The sequence below is a fragment of the Streptomyces sp. NPDC012510 genome (genome assembly GCF_042955065.1).
Classification (GTDB): Bacteria; Actinomycetota; Actinomycetes; order Streptomycetales; family Streptomycetaceae; genus Streptomyces.
Map to the genome: position 1 here is coordinate 142,671 of NZ_JBIBEN010000016.1, position 14,066 is coordinate 156,736.

Consider the following 14,066-nt stretch of genomic DNA (forward strand, 5'->3'; position numbering starts at 1 on the left):
GATCACCGACACCACCGCGAACACCGTCCCCGTGACGAACCACGGTGTGACGAGCAACGTTCCTGTGACGAACCAGGAGAACCAAGTGACGACCGGAGCCACCGGAGCCACCGTCTGGCTCACGGGTCTGCCGAGCGCCGGCAAGACCACCATCGCCCACGAGCTCGCGGGCCGGCTGCGCGAGGAGGGGCACCTCGTGGAGGTGCTCGACGGCGACGAGATCCGCGAGTTCCTCACCGCGGACCTCGGTTTCAGCCGCGCCGACCGGCACACCAACGTGCAGCGCATCGGCTTCCTCGCCGACCTGCTCGCCCGTAACGGCGTCAAGGCGCTCGTACCGGTCATCGCGCCCTACGCAGACAGCCGCGAGGCGGTCCGTGAGCGGCACGCGGCGAGCGGCGCCGCGTACGTCGAGGTGCATGTGGCGACGCCGGTCGAGGTGTGCTCCGAACGCGATGTGAAGGGCCTGTACGCCAAGCAGGCGGCCGGTGAGATCTCCGGGCTGACCGGGGTCGACGACCCGTACGAGGCTCCCGAGACCCCGGATCTGCGCATCGAGTCGCAGGACCAGACGGTCCAGGAGTCCGCGGCGCTGGTCCACAAGCTGCTCACCGAGAGGGGTCTGGCATGACGACGACCGTCGCGTCCGTCTCCGAGGAGACCGGCACCCCCTACACCCTGTCCCACCTGGACGCCCTGGAGTCCGAGGCGGTCCACATCTTCCGCGAGGTGGCGGGCGAGTTCGAGCGGCCGGTGATCCTCTTCTCCGGCGGCAAGGACTCCATCGTCATGCTCCACCTGGCGCTGAAGGCCTTCGCCCCCGCGGCGATCCCCTTCTCGCTGCTGCACGTGGACACCGGGCACAACTTCCCCGAGGTGCTGGAGTACCGCGACCGCACGGTCGACCGGCACAACCTGCGGCTGCATGTGGCCTCCGTGCAGGACTACATCGACCGCGGGGTGCTCAAGGAGCGTCCCGACGGCACCCGCAACCCCCTGCAGACCGTGCCGCTCACCGAGAGGATCCAGGCGGAGAAGTTCGACGCCGTCTTCGGCGGTGGCCGTCGCGACGAGGAGAAGGCGCGCGCCAAGGAGCGGGTGTTCTCGCTGCGGGACGAGTTCTCCCAGTGGGACCCGCGCCGCCAGCGGCCGGAGCTGTGGCAGCTGTACAACGGCCGCCACGCGCCCGGTGAGCACGTCCGGGTGTTCCCGCTGTCCAACTGGACCGAGCTGGACGTGTGGCAGTACATCGCCCGGGAGGGCATCGAGCTGCCGGAGATCTACTTCGCGCACGAGCGTGAGGTGTTCCAGCGGGCCGGGATGTGGCTGACCGCCGGCGAGTGGGGCGGCCCCAAGGAGGGCGAGACCGTCGTCAAGCGCCTCGTCCGCTACCGGACCGTGGGTGACATGTCCTGCACGGGCGCCGTCGACTCCGACGCGACCACCCTGGAGGCCGTGATCACCGAGATCGCCGCCTCCCGGCTCACCGAGCGGGGCGCGACGCGCGCCGACGACAAGATGTCCGAGGCCGCGATGGAAGACCGTAAGCGCGAGGGGTACTTCTAGCCATGAGCACGACCACGGAACTCACCGAGACGACCCTGCTGCGTTTCGCGACCGCCGGTTCGGTCGACGACGGCAAGTCCACCCTCGTCGGCCGGCTGCTGCACGACTCCAAGTCGGTCCTCACCGACCAGTTGGAGGCCGTGGCACGCGCCTCGGCGAGCCGGGGCCAGGAGGGCCCTGACCTGGCGCTGCTCACCGACGGCCTGCGGGCCGAGCGGGAGCAGGGCATCACCATCGACGTGGCCTACCGCTACTTCGCCACGGCCAAGCGGCGCTTCATCCTCGCCGACACGCCCGGCCATGTGCAGTACACCCGCAACATGGTGACCGGCGCCTCCACGGCCGAGCTGACGGTGATCCTGGTCGACGCCCGCAACGGTGTCGTCGAGCAGACCCGCCGGCACGCCGCGATCGCCGCGCTGCTGCGGGTCCCGCATGTGGTCCTCGCGGTCAACAAGATGGACCTCGTCGGGTACGAGGAGCGGGTCTTCGCGCGGATCGCCGAGGAGTTCACGGCGTACGCGTCCGAGCTGGGCGTCCCGGAGATCACCTCCATCCCGATCTCGGCGCTCGCCGGTGACAACGTGGTGGAGCCGTCGGCCGAGATGGACTGGTACGGCGGTCCGACCTTCCTGGAGCACCTGGAGTCCGTGCCGGTCAGCCACGACCTGGCGCACTGCCACGCGCGTCTGCCCGTGCAGTACGTGATCCGTCCGCAGACCGCCGAGCACCCGGACTACCGGGGCTACGCGGGCCAGATCGCGGCCGGTACGTTCCGGGTCGGCGACTCGGTGACGGTGCTGCCCTCCGGTCGTACGACCAAGGTCACGGGCATCGACCTGCTGGGCAAGCCGGTCGAGGCGGCGTACACGCCGCAGTCGGTGACCCTCCTGCTGGAGGACGACATCGACATCTCGCGCGGTGATCTGCTGGTGCCCAGCAAGGACGCGCCCGCGACCACGCAGGACATCGAGGCGACCGTCTGCCACGTCGCCGACCAGCCGCTGACGGTCGGTCACCGGGTGCTGCTCAAGCACGGCACCCGTACGGTCAAGGCGATCGTGAAGGACATCCCGTCCCGGCTGACGCTCGACGACCTGTCCCTGCACCCGCACCCGGGGCAGCTCGTCGCCAACGACATCGGGCGGGTGAAGATCCGCACGGCGGAGGCGCTGCCGGTGGACTCCTACGCCGACTCCCGTCGCACGGGCTCCTTCATCCTGATCGACCCGTCGGACGGTACGACGCTGACCGCCGGCATGGTCGGGGAGTCGTTCGCCTCCCCGGAGCCCGTCAAGGACGAGGCCGAGGACGACGGGTGGGACTTCTGACATGAACTCCCTCGACGTCTACGCGACGTTCGCGAAGGAGGGCGGCCGTGTGGGCAGCGGCGCCCTCGGAAGCGGACAGGGCGGAGTGGCGCGATGTGTGCGATGACGTACGCGCACCGCTCGCGCGCCCTCACCCCCCACCGCCGTAGACGAAAACCCGACCTCCCGGCCACGACCTGAGAGACCGTGACCGCCGGGCCTCCGAGAGGAACACCTCCCGTGCCTGCACGACGATCAGCCGCCTTCCGACGAGCCCTCGCGGCCGTCACCACGCTTCCACTCCTCGCTCTCGCCGCCTGCGGTTACGGTTCCCAGGCCCCCGAGGACGACGCCTCGCAGGTCGCCGCCGGGGCCGAGAAGATCGACGGACTCGACTCCGTCAGCATCGGGTACTTCGGCAACCTCACCCACGCCACCGCCCTCGTCGGCATCCAGAAGGGCTTCTTCCAGAAGGAGCTCGGCGGCACACAGGCGAAGTACACGACCTTCAACGCCGGTCCCTCCGAGATCGAGGCACTCAACGGCGGCTCCATCGACATCGGCTGGATCGGTCCCTCCCCGGCGATCAACGGCTACACCCAGGCGGACGGCACCAACCTGCGCATCATCGGCGGTTCGGCGTCCGGCGGTGTGAAGCTCGTGGTCGACCCGGACAAGATCAAGTCCCTGAAGGACGTCAAGGGCAAGAAGATCGCCACCCCGCAGCTCGGCAACACCCAGGACGTGGCGTTCCTCAACTGGATCGCGGAGCAGGGCTGGAAGGTCGACCCGCAGAGCGGCAAGGGCGATGTCTCCGTCGTCCGCACGGAGAACTCGGTGGCCCCGGACGCCTACAAGTCCGGTGCCATCGACGGCGCCTGGGTGCCGGAGCCGACCGCGTCGAAGCTGGTGGCCGAGGGCGCGAAGGTACTGCTGGACGAGGCGGACCTGTGGCCGGACAAGAAGTTCGTGATCACGAACATCATCGTGCGGCAGGAGTTCCTGAAGGAGCACCCGGACGTCGTCGAGGCCGTGCTGCGCGCCTCGGTGAAGACCAACGCGTACATCAAGTCCGACCCGGACGACGCCAAGGCCGCGGCGAACGCCCAGTTGAAGGCCGACTCCGGCAAGGAACTGCCGGCGGACGTGCTCGACCCGGCGTGGAAGTCCATCCAGTTCACCGACGACCCGCTGGCCTCCACCCTCAACACGGAGGCCGGGCACGCCGTGAAGGCGGGTCTGCTGGAGAAGCCGAAGCTGGACGGCATCTACGACCTGACGCTGCTGAACAAGGTCCTCAAGGCCGCGGGTGAGCCCGAGGTCGACGACGCCGGTCTCGGCGCCGAGTAACCGCACAGTCCGATGAGTTCCCAGGAGGTGACGACCATGGCCACCGCACTCGCCAAGGCCGCCGACGGCGTCCAGGCGGATCTGCACGCCGCCCGTATCGAGCACGTGTCGAAGTCCTTCGCCGGACCCGCCGGGCAGCAGCTCGTCCTCGACGACATCACCCTCGATGTCGCGCCGGGCGAGTTCGTCACCCTTCTGGGGGCCTCGGGCTGCGGCAAGTCGACGCTGCTCAACCTGGTCGCCGGGCTCGACAAGCCCAGCGCGGGCAGCATCTCGACCGACGGGCGTCCGGCCCTGATGTTCCAGGAGCACGCCCTGTTCCCGTGGCTGACCGCGGGCAAGAACATCGAACTCGCCCTGAAGCTCAGGGGCGTTCCCAAGAACGAGCGGCGCGAGCGCACCGAGGAGCTGCTGGGCCTGGTCCGGCTCAAGGGCGCCTACGGCAAGCGGGTGCACGAGCTGTCCGGCGGTATGCGCCAGCGCGTGGCCCTGGCCCGCGCGCTGGCGCAGGAGAGCAAGCTGCTGCTGATGGACGAGCCGTTCGCCGCGCTCGACGCCATCACCCGTGACGTCCTGCACGACGAGCTGACCCGCATCTGGAGCGAGACGAAGCTGTCGGTGCTGTTCGTGACGCACAACGTGCGCGAGGCGGTACGCCTCGCCGAGCGCGTGGTGCTGCTGTCCTCGCGTCCGGGCCGGGTGGCCCGCGAGTGGACGGTGGGCATCCCGCAGCCGCGCCGTATCGAGGACACCGCTGTGGCGGAGCTGTCCGTCGAGATCACCGAAGAACTGCGCAAGGAGATCCGCCGCCATGGCCAGCACTGAGACCAAGGGCGACGCCGGCCCCGGCAAGAACGTCAAGGACTCCGACGATCTCGCCGGCCTGGAGGCGGGCCTCGACGCGCTGGACACGGTGCAGACCGGGCGGCCGCCGCTGCGTCAGGTCCTCGTGCGCAAGGTGCTGCCGCCGGTCGTCGCGGTCGCGCTGACGCTCGCGGTGTGGCAGCTCCTCGTCTGGGCCGAGGTCGCGCCCCCCTACAAGCTGCCCGCGCCGTCCGCCGTGTGGGGCGAGGTGCGCGACGCCTGGCTGCAGGGCACCCTCCTCGAATACATCTGGACCAGTGTCTCCCGGGGTCTGCTGGGCTTCCTGCTGGCGCTGCTGATCGGCACCCCGCTGGGGCTGCTGGTGGCCCGGATCCGCATCGTCCGCGCGGCGATCGGTCCGATCCTGTCCGGTCTGCAGTCGCTGCCGTCGGTGGCATGGGTGCCGCCCGCGGTGGTCTGGCTGGGCCTGGAGCCGTCGGTGATGTACACGGTGATCCTGCTCGGCGCGGTCCCATCCATCGCCAACGGTCTGGTGTCCGGCATCGACCAGGTGCCACCGCTGTTCCTGCGGGCCGGCCGCACCCTGGGCGCGACGGGACTGAAGGGCACCTGGCACATCGTGATGCCGGCGGCGCTGCCCGGCTACGTGGCCGGTCTGAAGCAGGGCTGGGCGTTCTCGTGGCGCTCGCTGATGGCCGCCGAGATCATCGCGAAGGCCCCGGACATGGGCATGGGCCTCGGCCAGTTGCTGGAGGCCGGCCGCACCAACAGCAGCATGTCGCAGGTCTTCCTCGCGATCTTCCTCATCCTGATCGTCGGTATCGCCATCGACCTGCTGATCTTCAGCCCGCTGGAGCGGTGGGTGCTCCGCAGCCGAGGTCTGCTGGTGAGCCGCTAGACCGAGCCGTCGAAAGAGAGCCGAGCCGACCTTCCATGAACCACAGCCCCGTCCTCCTCGTCATCGCCCACGGCAGCCGCGACCCGCGGCACGCCGCGACCGTCCACGCCCTGGTGCGTCGGGTCCGGGCGACGCGTCCCGGGCTGCGCGTGGAGACCGGCTTCCTCGACTTCAACGTCCCCTCCGTCCAAGGGGTGCTGGAGTCGCTGGCGGCGGAGGGCGTACGGGACGTGGTGGTCCTGCCCCTGCTCCTGACCCGTGCCTTCCACGCCAAGGCGGACATCCCGGCGGTACTGCGAGAGGCCCCGCCGGGCCTGCGCATCCGCCAGGCGGAGGTCCTCGGCCCCTCGCCCCTGCTGCTGTCGGCCCTCGAACGGCGGCTGTACGAGGCGGGGTTGAGCCCCGCCGACAAGTCCTCGACCGGGGTCGTGCTGGCCTCGGCGGGGTCCACCGACCCGGAGGCGATCGCGGTGATCGCAGCAATCGCGCGGGAGTGGCGGCACACCGGTTGGTGCGCCGTGCGACCCGCGTTCGCCTCCGCCGCGTTTCCCGCGGGGTTCCCTCGCACGGAGGACGCAGTACGGGAACTGCGTGACCTCGGCTGCGCACGCGTCGCCGTCGCCCCGTACGTCCTCGCCCCCGGTTTCCTGCCGGACCGCATCGCGCGGGGCGCTGCGCAGGCGGATGTACTGGGCGAGGTGCTGGGTGCCTCACCGGAAGTGGCACGGCTGCTGCTGCGCAGGTACGACGAGGCCTCCACGAGGACGCTCCTGCGGACGAGGGTGAGAGCGAGCGCCTGAGCGCGACGGCTCACACGAGCGTGGCTTCAGCGCCCATCGTGTGACGCGTGGATCTCTCCCTGCGCTACGGCGTCGTCCGCCATTCTCAGCAGCTTCGCCACAGGCAGGGAACCGGCCTCCTTGTGCTCGCGGGCGAACGTGTTGGCGAGTCGCTGCAGCAGTTCGTTGAGCGGGGTCGGCACGTCGTGCAGGCGGCCCAGCAGGGCGATCTCGCCGTTGAGATGGTCGGCCTCGATGGTGCCGGTACCGCGGGTGAGGGACTGCCAGGAGGAGCCACCCCCTCGTGGGACGCCGTCGAGCGGGACCAGGGTGATCCTGTCGCCGCGGGCCTCCCGCTGTTCCTCGTCGCTCGCGTAAGGGATTCCGGCGGCGTCGAGGACCCGCTCGCCCTCCGCCCGCACCCTGGCGAACAGGTCCCGGGCCGGGGCGCTGTCGATCGGGCCGCTCACCGCTTCGAGGGCGTTGCCCAGATTGCCCAGCAGTTTGGCGTACTGCCAGCGCTGTACGTCCGGCACGACCGGGGCCTCGAACCAGGACCTCTCCAGGTCGGCGGCGATGCGGTGGGCCGTGTCGTCGGTGCCGTGGGAGTAGCGGCCGAGGTGGAGCATGCCGGTGAGTGGGGTACCGGCGGCCGACACTACGCCGGGCTCGATGAAGGTGGAGGGCAGCCAGACGCAGACGCCGTACACCCGGCGGAAGCGGCGCAGGGCGAGGCGCTGGCTCTCGACGCCGTTCTGGGCGCAGACCACTGGGAGGCGTTCCGCCGCGGTGCCGCCGCCGGCCACCGGGGCTGGGCCCCAGGTGACGAGGGCCGCCTCGGTGTCCTGGGTCTTCACCGCGAGGAGGAGTACGTCGTCGGGGCGGAGGTCGCCGAGTGCGGCGGGGCCGTCGACCGTGGGGAGGTGGTGGGTGTGGGGGCCGTCCGGGGTGATGAGGCGGAGGCCGCGGTCGCGCAGGGCCGTGTAGTGGGCGCCGCGGGCCACCAGGACCACCTCGTGGCCGGTCTGGGCGAGGCGGCCGCCGATGGCTCCGCCTACCGCGCCTGCGCCGATGACGATGTATCGCATGGGGTCATTAAACGGTGCGCCCGGGGAGACGGCCCGCGCCCTTGAGCGAGCGGCGGTTCAGATGGCCCTCGTCAGCTCCGACAGCTTCACCACCGTGTTCCAGTTGCGGGTCGTCGCGATCAGGGCCTTGACGTGGCGGGGCCTCGACAGGGTCTCCGCGAGTTTGGACCGGCCGAGGCCCTCGGGGACGTAGAGGTACAGCACCCTGTCCCCGATTCTGAACTCCTCCGGGAGGAAGGCCTGTTGGTCGATGGCGGAGAAGCGGTCGGGGGTCACCGGCTCCGAGAAGTACGTGACGTGGAGCTGCTTGCCCTCCAGTTCCGCCGCCGGGAACGGGCATGCCTCACGTACGGACTCCAGGTAGGCGTGGTCGCGTACGAGGACGTCCACGGTGAACCCGAAGTGTTTCTCGATGGCCGTGGTGATCTCGGCGGCGAGGGAGTCCTCGTCACCGTGGTCGCTGGTGAAGACCGCGTTGCCGCTCTGGAGGTAGGTGGCCACACCGGTGTGGCCGAGGCCCGTCAGGAGGGTGCGGAGGTCGGCCATCGGGACCTTCTTGTTGCCACCCACGTTGATCCCGCGAAGGAGCGCCGCGTAAGTCGTCATGGGCACACGATAGGCGTGGCGGGGCGCGCTCGTACCGCTGGTGGGTGGCGAGGACCCGTGCGGGCCGACCGTCGAGGTGGGCCGGGCGGACACACCGTCCCGGCCCACACTTGTGTCGTCCGCCTGGTCCCCCTGGTCCCCCTGGTCCGCCTCGTCCGCCGGGTCCGGGGCTCAGGCCGCCTGGGCCACGTCGCCCCGGTCGAACGAGTCGAGGGTGCGGGCGAAGTCGCGGGTGGACAGCAGCAGTTTGTAGACGATGGCCAGTTCGAAGACGAGCAGCAGGGCGCCGGAGACGAGGGTCGCCGCCATCACCGAGTCGATCAGCGGGCCGATCATGAAGACGCCCATCTGGAACTCGATACCGCTGATCAGATGGGGGCGGACACGGTGGCGCAGCAGGAAGGACCGGACGCGCAGATAGGCGGGGAAGCGGCGGCGGAACTCCTGGTGCAGGTCGACGACCTGGGTCCGCGGCGCGGCCTGGACGACCTCGGCGGCGGCCGTGCGCAGGTCCTGCTCGATGTCGGCCTCGGGGTTCTCGCGCAGCAGGTCCTCCATGAAGGCCAGTTCCCGCTCGTTCTCGGCGCGGCGGGCCTCGCGGAGGCGGGCCTTGATCTGCTTGCGCATGGTGTGTCGGACCTTGAAGGTCTCCAGGGAGTTGATGTAGCGGAGCGCGTCGCAGCCGATGACGGCGGCGGCGAGCCAGATGTAGAAGGTCTCGCCCGTGCGGTGGTACTGCCCGGCCATCAGGGCCACCGAACACGCCGCCACCCGGACGCGGTCGAAGACGAAGTCGAGCCAGGCGCCGAACACCGAGCCCTGGCCGGTGAGCCGGGCGACCTTGCCGTCCATGCAGTCGAGGACGAAGCTCAGGTGGTAGACGACGGCACCGACGATCAGCCAGCGCCAGTCGCCCAACGCGAAGAAGGCGGCCGAGACCAGCCCCAGCAGGAAGGCGCCCCAGGTGAGCTGGTTGGGTGTGATCCGCGTGTACTTCGCGGTCCACCGCACCAGCGGGGTGGCGACCGGATCGACGAGCAGCACGGTCCACCAGGCGTCCCGCTTCTTCTGCGTGACGCGGCGCACTTCCACGAGGTCGGGTATGTCTCGGCGCATGGGTCAACTTCCTGGCGTTCTTCTCGATGAATTCACGCCCAGCTTGGAATCCGTTCGTCCGAGGTACAAGAAGTACGGAACGCAACCTTTCGGCGGGGGTAAAGGTCGTACCCGGTAACAGAGTCAATGGATTTTCCGCGCGCCCTGGGCGTTATCCGAGCGTCATGCCAGCTCCGCCTCGATGAGATCGGCGGCCCGCCGGGTGCCGCCCTCCCCCGCCATCCCCTCCCGTATCTCCTTGAGACGGCGCGCCACCTCGGGATCGTCGACGAGGGCGAGAACGGCCTCGCGCAGGGCCTCGGCCGTCGCCTCCTCCATCGGCAGATGGCGGGCGACGCCGAGCGCCTGGAGCATGTCCGCGTTGCCGAACTGGTCGACGGCCTGCGGTACGGCGACCATGGGCGTGGCCGTGGCAAGCCCTTCCTGGCTGCCGCCGGCGCCGGCGTGGGTGATGAAGGCGTCGGCCTGCCTGAGGATCGCCAACTGCGGCACCCAGTCGCGCACTTCCACGTTGGCCGGGACATCGCCCAGCTCCGCCGCGGTGACATGCCTGCCGACCTGGAGCACCGTGTACCAGCCGGGCAGGTCGCCGAAGGCCTCCACGCACGCGCGGTAGAAGTCGGGCTGCTTGGTGAAGGACGAGCCGAGGGAGACGAGCAGCACCTTCTCCGCGTCGGCCGGCCGCTGCCAGTCGCCCTGGGCCGAGCGGTCGCCCTGACAGGCGCCGACGAAGGTGTAGCGGCTCTCGTCGACCCGGTCGGCGTTCGGCTGGAGCGCCTTCGGGATGAGGACGAGGGAGCGGGCGGGACGGGCGCCGAAGGAGTCCGGATCCTCGTCCATCCCGTTCTCGTCCAGCCAGGCCTGGAACCGGGCGTAGTACGCCCTGCCGCGCTCCGTCTTCTTCGGCTCGGCCCACATGGGTTCGGCGACCTCTTCCTCGTAGCCGGTCCAGGCGACCAGGTTCGGGGAGAGCGAGATCGCCTTCACGCCCCAGCGGTGGGCGAGGACGGGCGCCGGGTAGGCGGTGATGTCGTGCAGCACGAGATCGGGTTCGTCGCCCTCGTACGCCTCGATGAGCTGGGGCAGGGCCTGGATCGCGTCGTCGAGGAAGGGCTCCACGTTGTCGAGGAGCGTGCTGCCCCAGGCCTCGGGGTCGGCGTCGGGGCCGGGCAGTGTCGAGTTCCAGAGCTTGGGTTCGGCACCGGTCTCCGCCACCTTCTCCGCGAAGGCCGGCGGGATGGCGTACGTGACCCGGTGCCCGCGGGCCACCAGCTCACGGATCACTTCGAGGCTCGGGTTCACGTGGCCGTGGGCGGCGATGGAGAACATGGCGATGTGGGCGGTCATGCGGCGACCTTATGCGAGACGATACGTCTCGTGCAACATATTTCCCGGGAGCCGCCGCTCACCGCTCACCGCTCACCGCTGGTAGCGGGCCAGCACCAGGTTGCCGTCCTCCTCCAGGCGTTCGCGAAGTTCGTCGAGGTCGATGGCGCCGCTGTAGTACTCCTGGAAGGCGGGGGTGGCGACCTTGTCCTTCCACTCCGGGTAGCCGCGCACGGACTGGGCGGGGGCGGAGCGCAGGTGCGCGGCCAGGGCGGTGCCGGTGGCCCAGTCGTGCTCGGTCGTGCGCAGGGCCGGGTCCTTGAGTGCCTCGGTGCCGGTGGGGAGCATCCAGTCGCCGAGGGCGAGGCGGACCATGTTGTCGGGGCGGAGAAGGAAGTCGATGAACTCGACGGCCTCCTGCTTGTGCGGGCTGTCCTCGGCGACGGAGAGGGTCTGCGGGCTGACGCCCTGGGTGAGGCCGTCGGCGCCGGCCGGGGCGGGCAGCACCTGCCAGTCGAAGCCCTCGGGGGCCTGCTGGACGATCTGCTGACGGTAGGAGAAGCCGAGCGGGACCATGGCGTACTTGCCGCCGAAGAAGCCCGGTAGCGTGTCGGAGCCGCCCATGCCGAGGGTGGTGCCGGGCGCGCTCTCGTCGGTGTTCACCTCGTCGTGCACGGTCTTCGGCACGACCGCGTCCGCCGCCTCGAAGCGGACCTGGACCTTGCCGTCCCCGTCCCGGTGGAAGAGCTGGCCGCCCGCCGACAGCGAGAGGTTCAGCGTGGCCGACACCGGCTCCTTCAGCGGCCAGGCGACGCCGTACTTCCCGTCGCCGCTCAGCTCCCTCGCGACCTCCCGGAACTCCTCCCAGGTCCACGGGTCGTCCGGGGTCGGCACGCGCACGCCGGACTCGCGCAGCCACGCGGCGTTGGCGATCATGACCCTCGGTTCCTGGAGGAACGGCACCCCGTAGATCCCGTCCCCGAAGGTCGTCGTCTCCCAAGAGCGCCGCGGGATGTCCGCCTTGAGGCGCTCGGGCAGCAGCTCGCGCAGATCGGCGAGGTAGCCGCCGTACGCGAAGTCCGCGAGGTCGTCCGAGGCGTCGTGGACGATGTCCGGTGCCTCACCGCCCTCGAAGGAGGTGAGCAACTGATCGTGGACGCTGTCCCACGTCCCCTGCACATACTCGACCTTGACGTCGGGGTGGGCGGCGTTCCACTCCTCCACCAACTCCTTGTTGGCCGCGACGGACTCCTCCTGCCAGGCCAGGGACTGGAAGCGGAGGGTGACGCGGCCGCCGTCGGAGCCGCCGTCGCCGTCCGAGACGCAGCCGGTGGCGAGGAGACAGAACGACAGGGCCGCGACCAGCCATCGTGCGCGCATCAGCTCTTCACCGCCCCGGCGAGCGTGCCGCCCGTGATCCGTTTCTGGATGATCGCGAAGACGACCAGGGAGGGCAGCGTCGCGAGGAAGGCCGCGGCGGCCAGCGGACCGAGGTCGGCCACGCCCTCCGCCCCGATGAAGTGGGTGAGGACGACCGGCAGCGTCTGCTTCTGCGGGGTCTTGAGCAGCACGAGCGCGAAGAAGAACTCGTTCCACGCGGTGATGAAGGCGAACAGCGCCGTCGCCACGATGCCCGGCGCCAGCAGGGGCGCCGTCACCGACACCAGCGTCCGCAGTCTCCCGGCCCCGTCGACCGCCGCCGCCTCCTCCAGCTCGACGGGCACGGCCCGTACGTAGCCGACGAGCATCCACAGCGCGAAGGGCAGGGCCCACACCACGTACACCATGATCAGTCCGGGTACGGAGTTGATCAGCCGGAGGTTCTTCAGCACCAGGAACAGCGGGATGATCACCAGCACGAACGGGAACGCCTGGCTGACCACCACCCATCCGGTCGCCATCCGCGACAGGGTGGAGCGCTGCCGGGCCATCACATAGGCCGTCGGGGTCGCGATCAGCACGGCGACGACGGCCGCGCCGAGCGCCGCGACCAGCGAGTTCAGCGCGGCCTGAAGCAGGGGCTGTTCGTCGAACGCCTGCCGGAAGTTGGCGAGGGTCGGGTCCTCAGGGATCCAGGTCGGATGGAGACTGCCCAGCTCACGGGCCGGTTTGAAGGCCGTGGAGATCAGCCAGAGGAACGGGAACGCGAGGAAGGCGAGATACGCGAGAAGGGCCGCGTACTGGCCGGCCCGGGCTGCTCTGCTGGTCCTCACGCGCCCTCACCCCGCCGCAGTCGGCCGACCAGATGGAACGCGAGGACGACCGAGATCACCGCGACCATCGCACATCCCATCGCCGCCGCGTACCCGAACTGCCCGTAACGGAAGGCCTCCTCGTACGCGAAGAGCATCGGCAGGCGGGTCCGGCCGCCGGGTCCGCCGTTGGTGAGGACGTACACCAGGGCGAAGGAGTTGAAGTTCCAGATCAGGTTCAGTGCCGAGATGGCGAGCGCGATGGGCCTGATGGCCGGCCAGGTGACGGTGCGGAAGCGGCGCCAGGCACCCGCGCCGTCCATCGCGGCCGCCTCGTGCAGTTCCCGCGGGGTGTTCTGCAGGCCGGCGAGCAGGGCGACGGTGGTCTGGGGCATACCCGCCCAGACGCCGACCACCAGGACGGCGGGCAGGGCGGTGGCCAGTCCGCTCAGCCAGTCGCGGCCGTCGCCGAGGCCCAGGTCGCGGAGGGTCTCGTTGAGGATGCCCGCGTCAGGGTTGTAGACGAGCCGCCACATGATGCCGACGACCACCTCCGGCATGGCCCAGGGGATGATCGCGAGCGCGCGGGCCAGCCGGCGCAGCCGTAACCGCTCGTTGAGCAGGAGGGCGAGGCCGAGCGCGAGCAGGAACTGCGGCACGGTCACCCCGACGGCCCACAGCAGGCCGATACGGAACGAATCCCAGAACAGGGTGTCGTGCAGCAGATCCTGGAAGTTGAGCGTGCCGATCCACCGGGTGGGCTCCGTACGGCCGGACTGCGCATCGGTGAACGCCAGCCCGATGCCGTACAGCAGGGGGCCGACACTCAGCACCAGGATGGGTATCAGCGCGGGCAGCACCAGGAACCAGGCGCCGTGGTCGAGAAGGCGCCGGTCCCGGCCGTCCCCCGGGGTGCGTCGCTTGGCCGGTCGCGGGCGTTTCGGCTTCGCGGTCGCCAAGGTCATGTCCGTCATGGTGCAGAGGGCGTGAAAGGGCGTCAAGGCATCGCG

14 protein-coding genes are annotated in these 14,066 nt (G+C 70.1%); 7 read left to right on the plus strand and 7 right to left on the minus strand.

Features of this window, described 5'->3' with window-relative positions:
- Positions 1 to 46: 46 nt before the first annotated feature.
- The 7 genes from cysC to ACFY9I_RS27930 all read left to right on the plus strand — a co-directional run bounded on the left by cysC (position 47) and on the right by ACFY9I_RS27930 (position 6,749).
- On the plus strand, positions 47 to 631 hold the full coding sequence (cysC, locus tag ACFY9I_RS27900; protein WP_391006652.1) for an adenylyl-sulfate kinase: 585 nt from the start codon (positions 47 to 49) through the stop codon (positions 629 to 631).
- Positions 628 to 1,566 (plus strand): sulfate adenylyltransferase subunit CysD, encoded by a 939-nt coding sequence (gene cysD / locus ACFY9I_RS27905; RefSeq protein ID WP_391006405.1) that lies wholly within the window; start codon positions 628 to 630, stop codon positions 1,564 to 1,566. The genes cysC and cysD overlap by 4 nt, the downstream gene beginning before the upstream one ends.
- 2 nt (positions 1,567 to 1,568) lie before the next feature.
- Complete coding sequence (locus ACFY9I_RS27910; RefSeq protein WP_391006408.1) at positions 1,569 to 2,897, plus strand: GTP-binding protein; 1,329 nt, start codon at positions 1,569 to 1,571, stop codon at positions 2,895 to 2,897.
- Between the two features lie 219 nt (positions 2,898 to 3,116).
- The gene (locus tag ACFY9I_RS27915; protein ID WP_391006411.1) at positions 3,117 to 4,226 is read left to right on the plus strand and encodes an aliphatic sulfonate ABC transporter substrate-binding protein; all 1,110 of its coding nucleotides are present in this window, start codon (positions 3,117 to 3,119) and stop codon (positions 4,224 to 4,226) included.
- Between the two features lie 36 nt (positions 4,227 to 4,262).
- On the plus strand, positions 4,263 to 5,051 hold the full coding sequence (locus tag ACFY9I_RS27920) for an ATP-binding cassette domain-containing protein (protein WP_391006414.1): 789 nt from the start codon (positions 4,263 to 4,265) through the stop codon (positions 5,049 to 5,051).
- Entirely contained in the window at positions 5,038 to 5,949 is a 912-nt protein-coding gene (locus ACFY9I_RS27925; protein ID WP_391006417.1) for an ABC transporter permease subunit, read from the plus strand. The genes ACFY9I_RS27920 and ACFY9I_RS27925 overlap by 14 nt, the downstream gene beginning before the upstream one ends.
- Positions 5,950 to 5,984: 35 nt before the next feature.
- Positions 5,985 to 6,749, plus strand: coding sequence for a CbiX/SirB N-terminal domain-containing protein (locus tag ACFY9I_RS27930; RefSeq protein WP_391006420.1), 765 nt, complete (start codon positions 5,985 to 5,987; stop codon positions 6,747 to 6,749).
- Positions 6,750 to 6,775: 26 nt separating this feature from the next.
- Here ACFY9I_RS27930 and ACFY9I_RS27935 read toward each other — a convergent pair whose 3' ends face one another.
- The 7 genes from ACFY9I_RS27935 to ACFY9I_RS27965 all read right to left on the minus strand — a co-directional run bounded on the left by ACFY9I_RS27935 (position 6,776) and on the right by ACFY9I_RS27965 (position 14,021).
- On the minus strand, positions 6,776 to 7,816 hold the full coding sequence (locus ACFY9I_RS27935) for a 2-dehydropantoate 2-reductase N-terminal domain-containing protein (protein WP_391006423.1): 1,041 nt from the start codon (positions 7,814 to 7,816) through the stop codon (positions 6,776 to 6,778).
- Between the two features lie 57 nt (positions 7,817 to 7,873).
- Complete coding sequence (locus ACFY9I_RS27940; RefSeq protein ID WP_391006426.1) at positions 7,874 to 8,422, minus strand: DUF1697 domain-containing protein; 549 nt, start codon at positions 8,420 to 8,422, stop codon at positions 7,874 to 7,876.
- Positions 8,423 to 8,593: 171 nt separating this feature from the next.
- Positions 8,594 to 9,538 carry a CDP-alcohol phosphatidyltransferase family protein gene (locus ACFY9I_RS27945; protein WP_391006429.1) on the minus strand — a complete coding sequence of 315 codons (945 nt, stop codon included), beginning with the start codon at positions 9,536 to 9,538 and terminating at the stop codon, positions 8,594 to 8,596.
- Between the two features lie 162 nt (positions 9,539 to 9,700).
- Positions 9,701 to 10,885, minus strand: coding sequence for a macrolide-inactivating glycosyltransferase (mgt, locus tag ACFY9I_RS27950; protein ID WP_391006432.1), 1,185 nt, complete (start codon positions 10,883 to 10,885; stop codon positions 9,701 to 9,703).
- A gap of 72 nt (positions 10,886 to 10,957) precedes the next feature.
- Positions 10,958 to 12,244: an extracellular solute-binding protein gene (locus ACFY9I_RS27955; RefSeq protein ID WP_391006435.1), complete on the minus strand. Its 1,287-nt coding sequence runs from the start codon at positions 12,242 to 12,244 to the stop codon at positions 10,958 to 10,960.
- Positions 12,244 to 13,077, minus strand: coding sequence for an ABC transporter permease subunit (locus ACFY9I_RS27960; protein ID WP_391006438.1), 834 nt, complete (start codon positions 13,075 to 13,077; stop codon positions 12,244 to 12,246). Before ACFY9I_RS27960 ends, ACFY9I_RS27955 begins: the two co-directional genes overlap by 1 nt.
- Positions 13,074 to 14,021 (minus strand): ABC transporter permease subunit, encoded by a 948-nt coding sequence (locus tag ACFY9I_RS27965; protein WP_391006441.1) that lies wholly within the window; start codon positions 14,019 to 14,021, stop codon positions 13,074 to 13,076. Before ACFY9I_RS27965 ends, ACFY9I_RS27960 begins: the two co-directional genes overlap by 4 nt.
- Positions 14,022 to 14,066: the final 45 nt, after the last annotated feature.

Coding starts and splice junctions, on each gene's coding strand:
- ACFY9I_RS27935 (WP_391006423.1), bottom strand. CDS start 7,816: ATGCGATACATCGTCATCGGCGCAGGCGCGGTAGGCGGAGCCATCGGC.
- mgt (WP_391006432.1), bottom strand. CDS start 10,885: ATGACCGCCCACATCGCCATGTTCTCCATCGCCGCCCACGGCCACGTG.
- ACFY9I_RS27945 (WP_391006429.1), bottom strand. CDS start 9,538: ATGCGCCGAGACATACCCGACCTCGTGGAAGTGCGCCGCGTCACGCAG.
- ACFY9I_RS27925 (WP_391006417.1), top strand. CDS start 5,038: ATGGCCAGCACTGAGACCAAGGGCGACGCCGGCCCCGGCAAGAACGTC.
- ACFY9I_RS27955 (WP_391006435.1), bottom strand. CDS start 12,244: ATGCGCGCACGATGGCTGGTCGCGGCCCTGTCGTTCTGTCTCCTCGCC.
- ACFY9I_RS27920 (WP_391006414.1), top strand. CDS start 4,263: ATGGCCACCGCACTCGCCAAGGCCGCCGACGGCGTCCAGGCGGATCTG.
- ACFY9I_RS27930 (WP_391006420.1), top strand. CDS start 5,985: ATGAACCACAGCCCCGTCCTCCTCGTCATCGCCCACGGCAGCCGCGAC.
- ACFY9I_RS27940 (WP_391006426.1), bottom strand. CDS start 8,422: ATGACGACTTACGCGGCGCTCCTTCGCGGGATCAACGTGGGTGGCAAC.
- cysD (WP_391006405.1), top strand. CDS start 628: ATGACGACGACCGTCGCGTCCGTCTCCGAGGAGACCGGCACCCCCTAC.
- ACFY9I_RS27910 (WP_391006408.1), top strand. CDS start 1,569: ATGAGCACGACCACGGAACTCACCGAGACGACCCTGCTGCGTTTCGCG.
- ACFY9I_RS27965 (WP_391006441.1), bottom strand. CDS start 14,021: ATGACCTTGGCGACCGCGAAGCCGAAACGCCCGCGACCGGCCAAGCGA.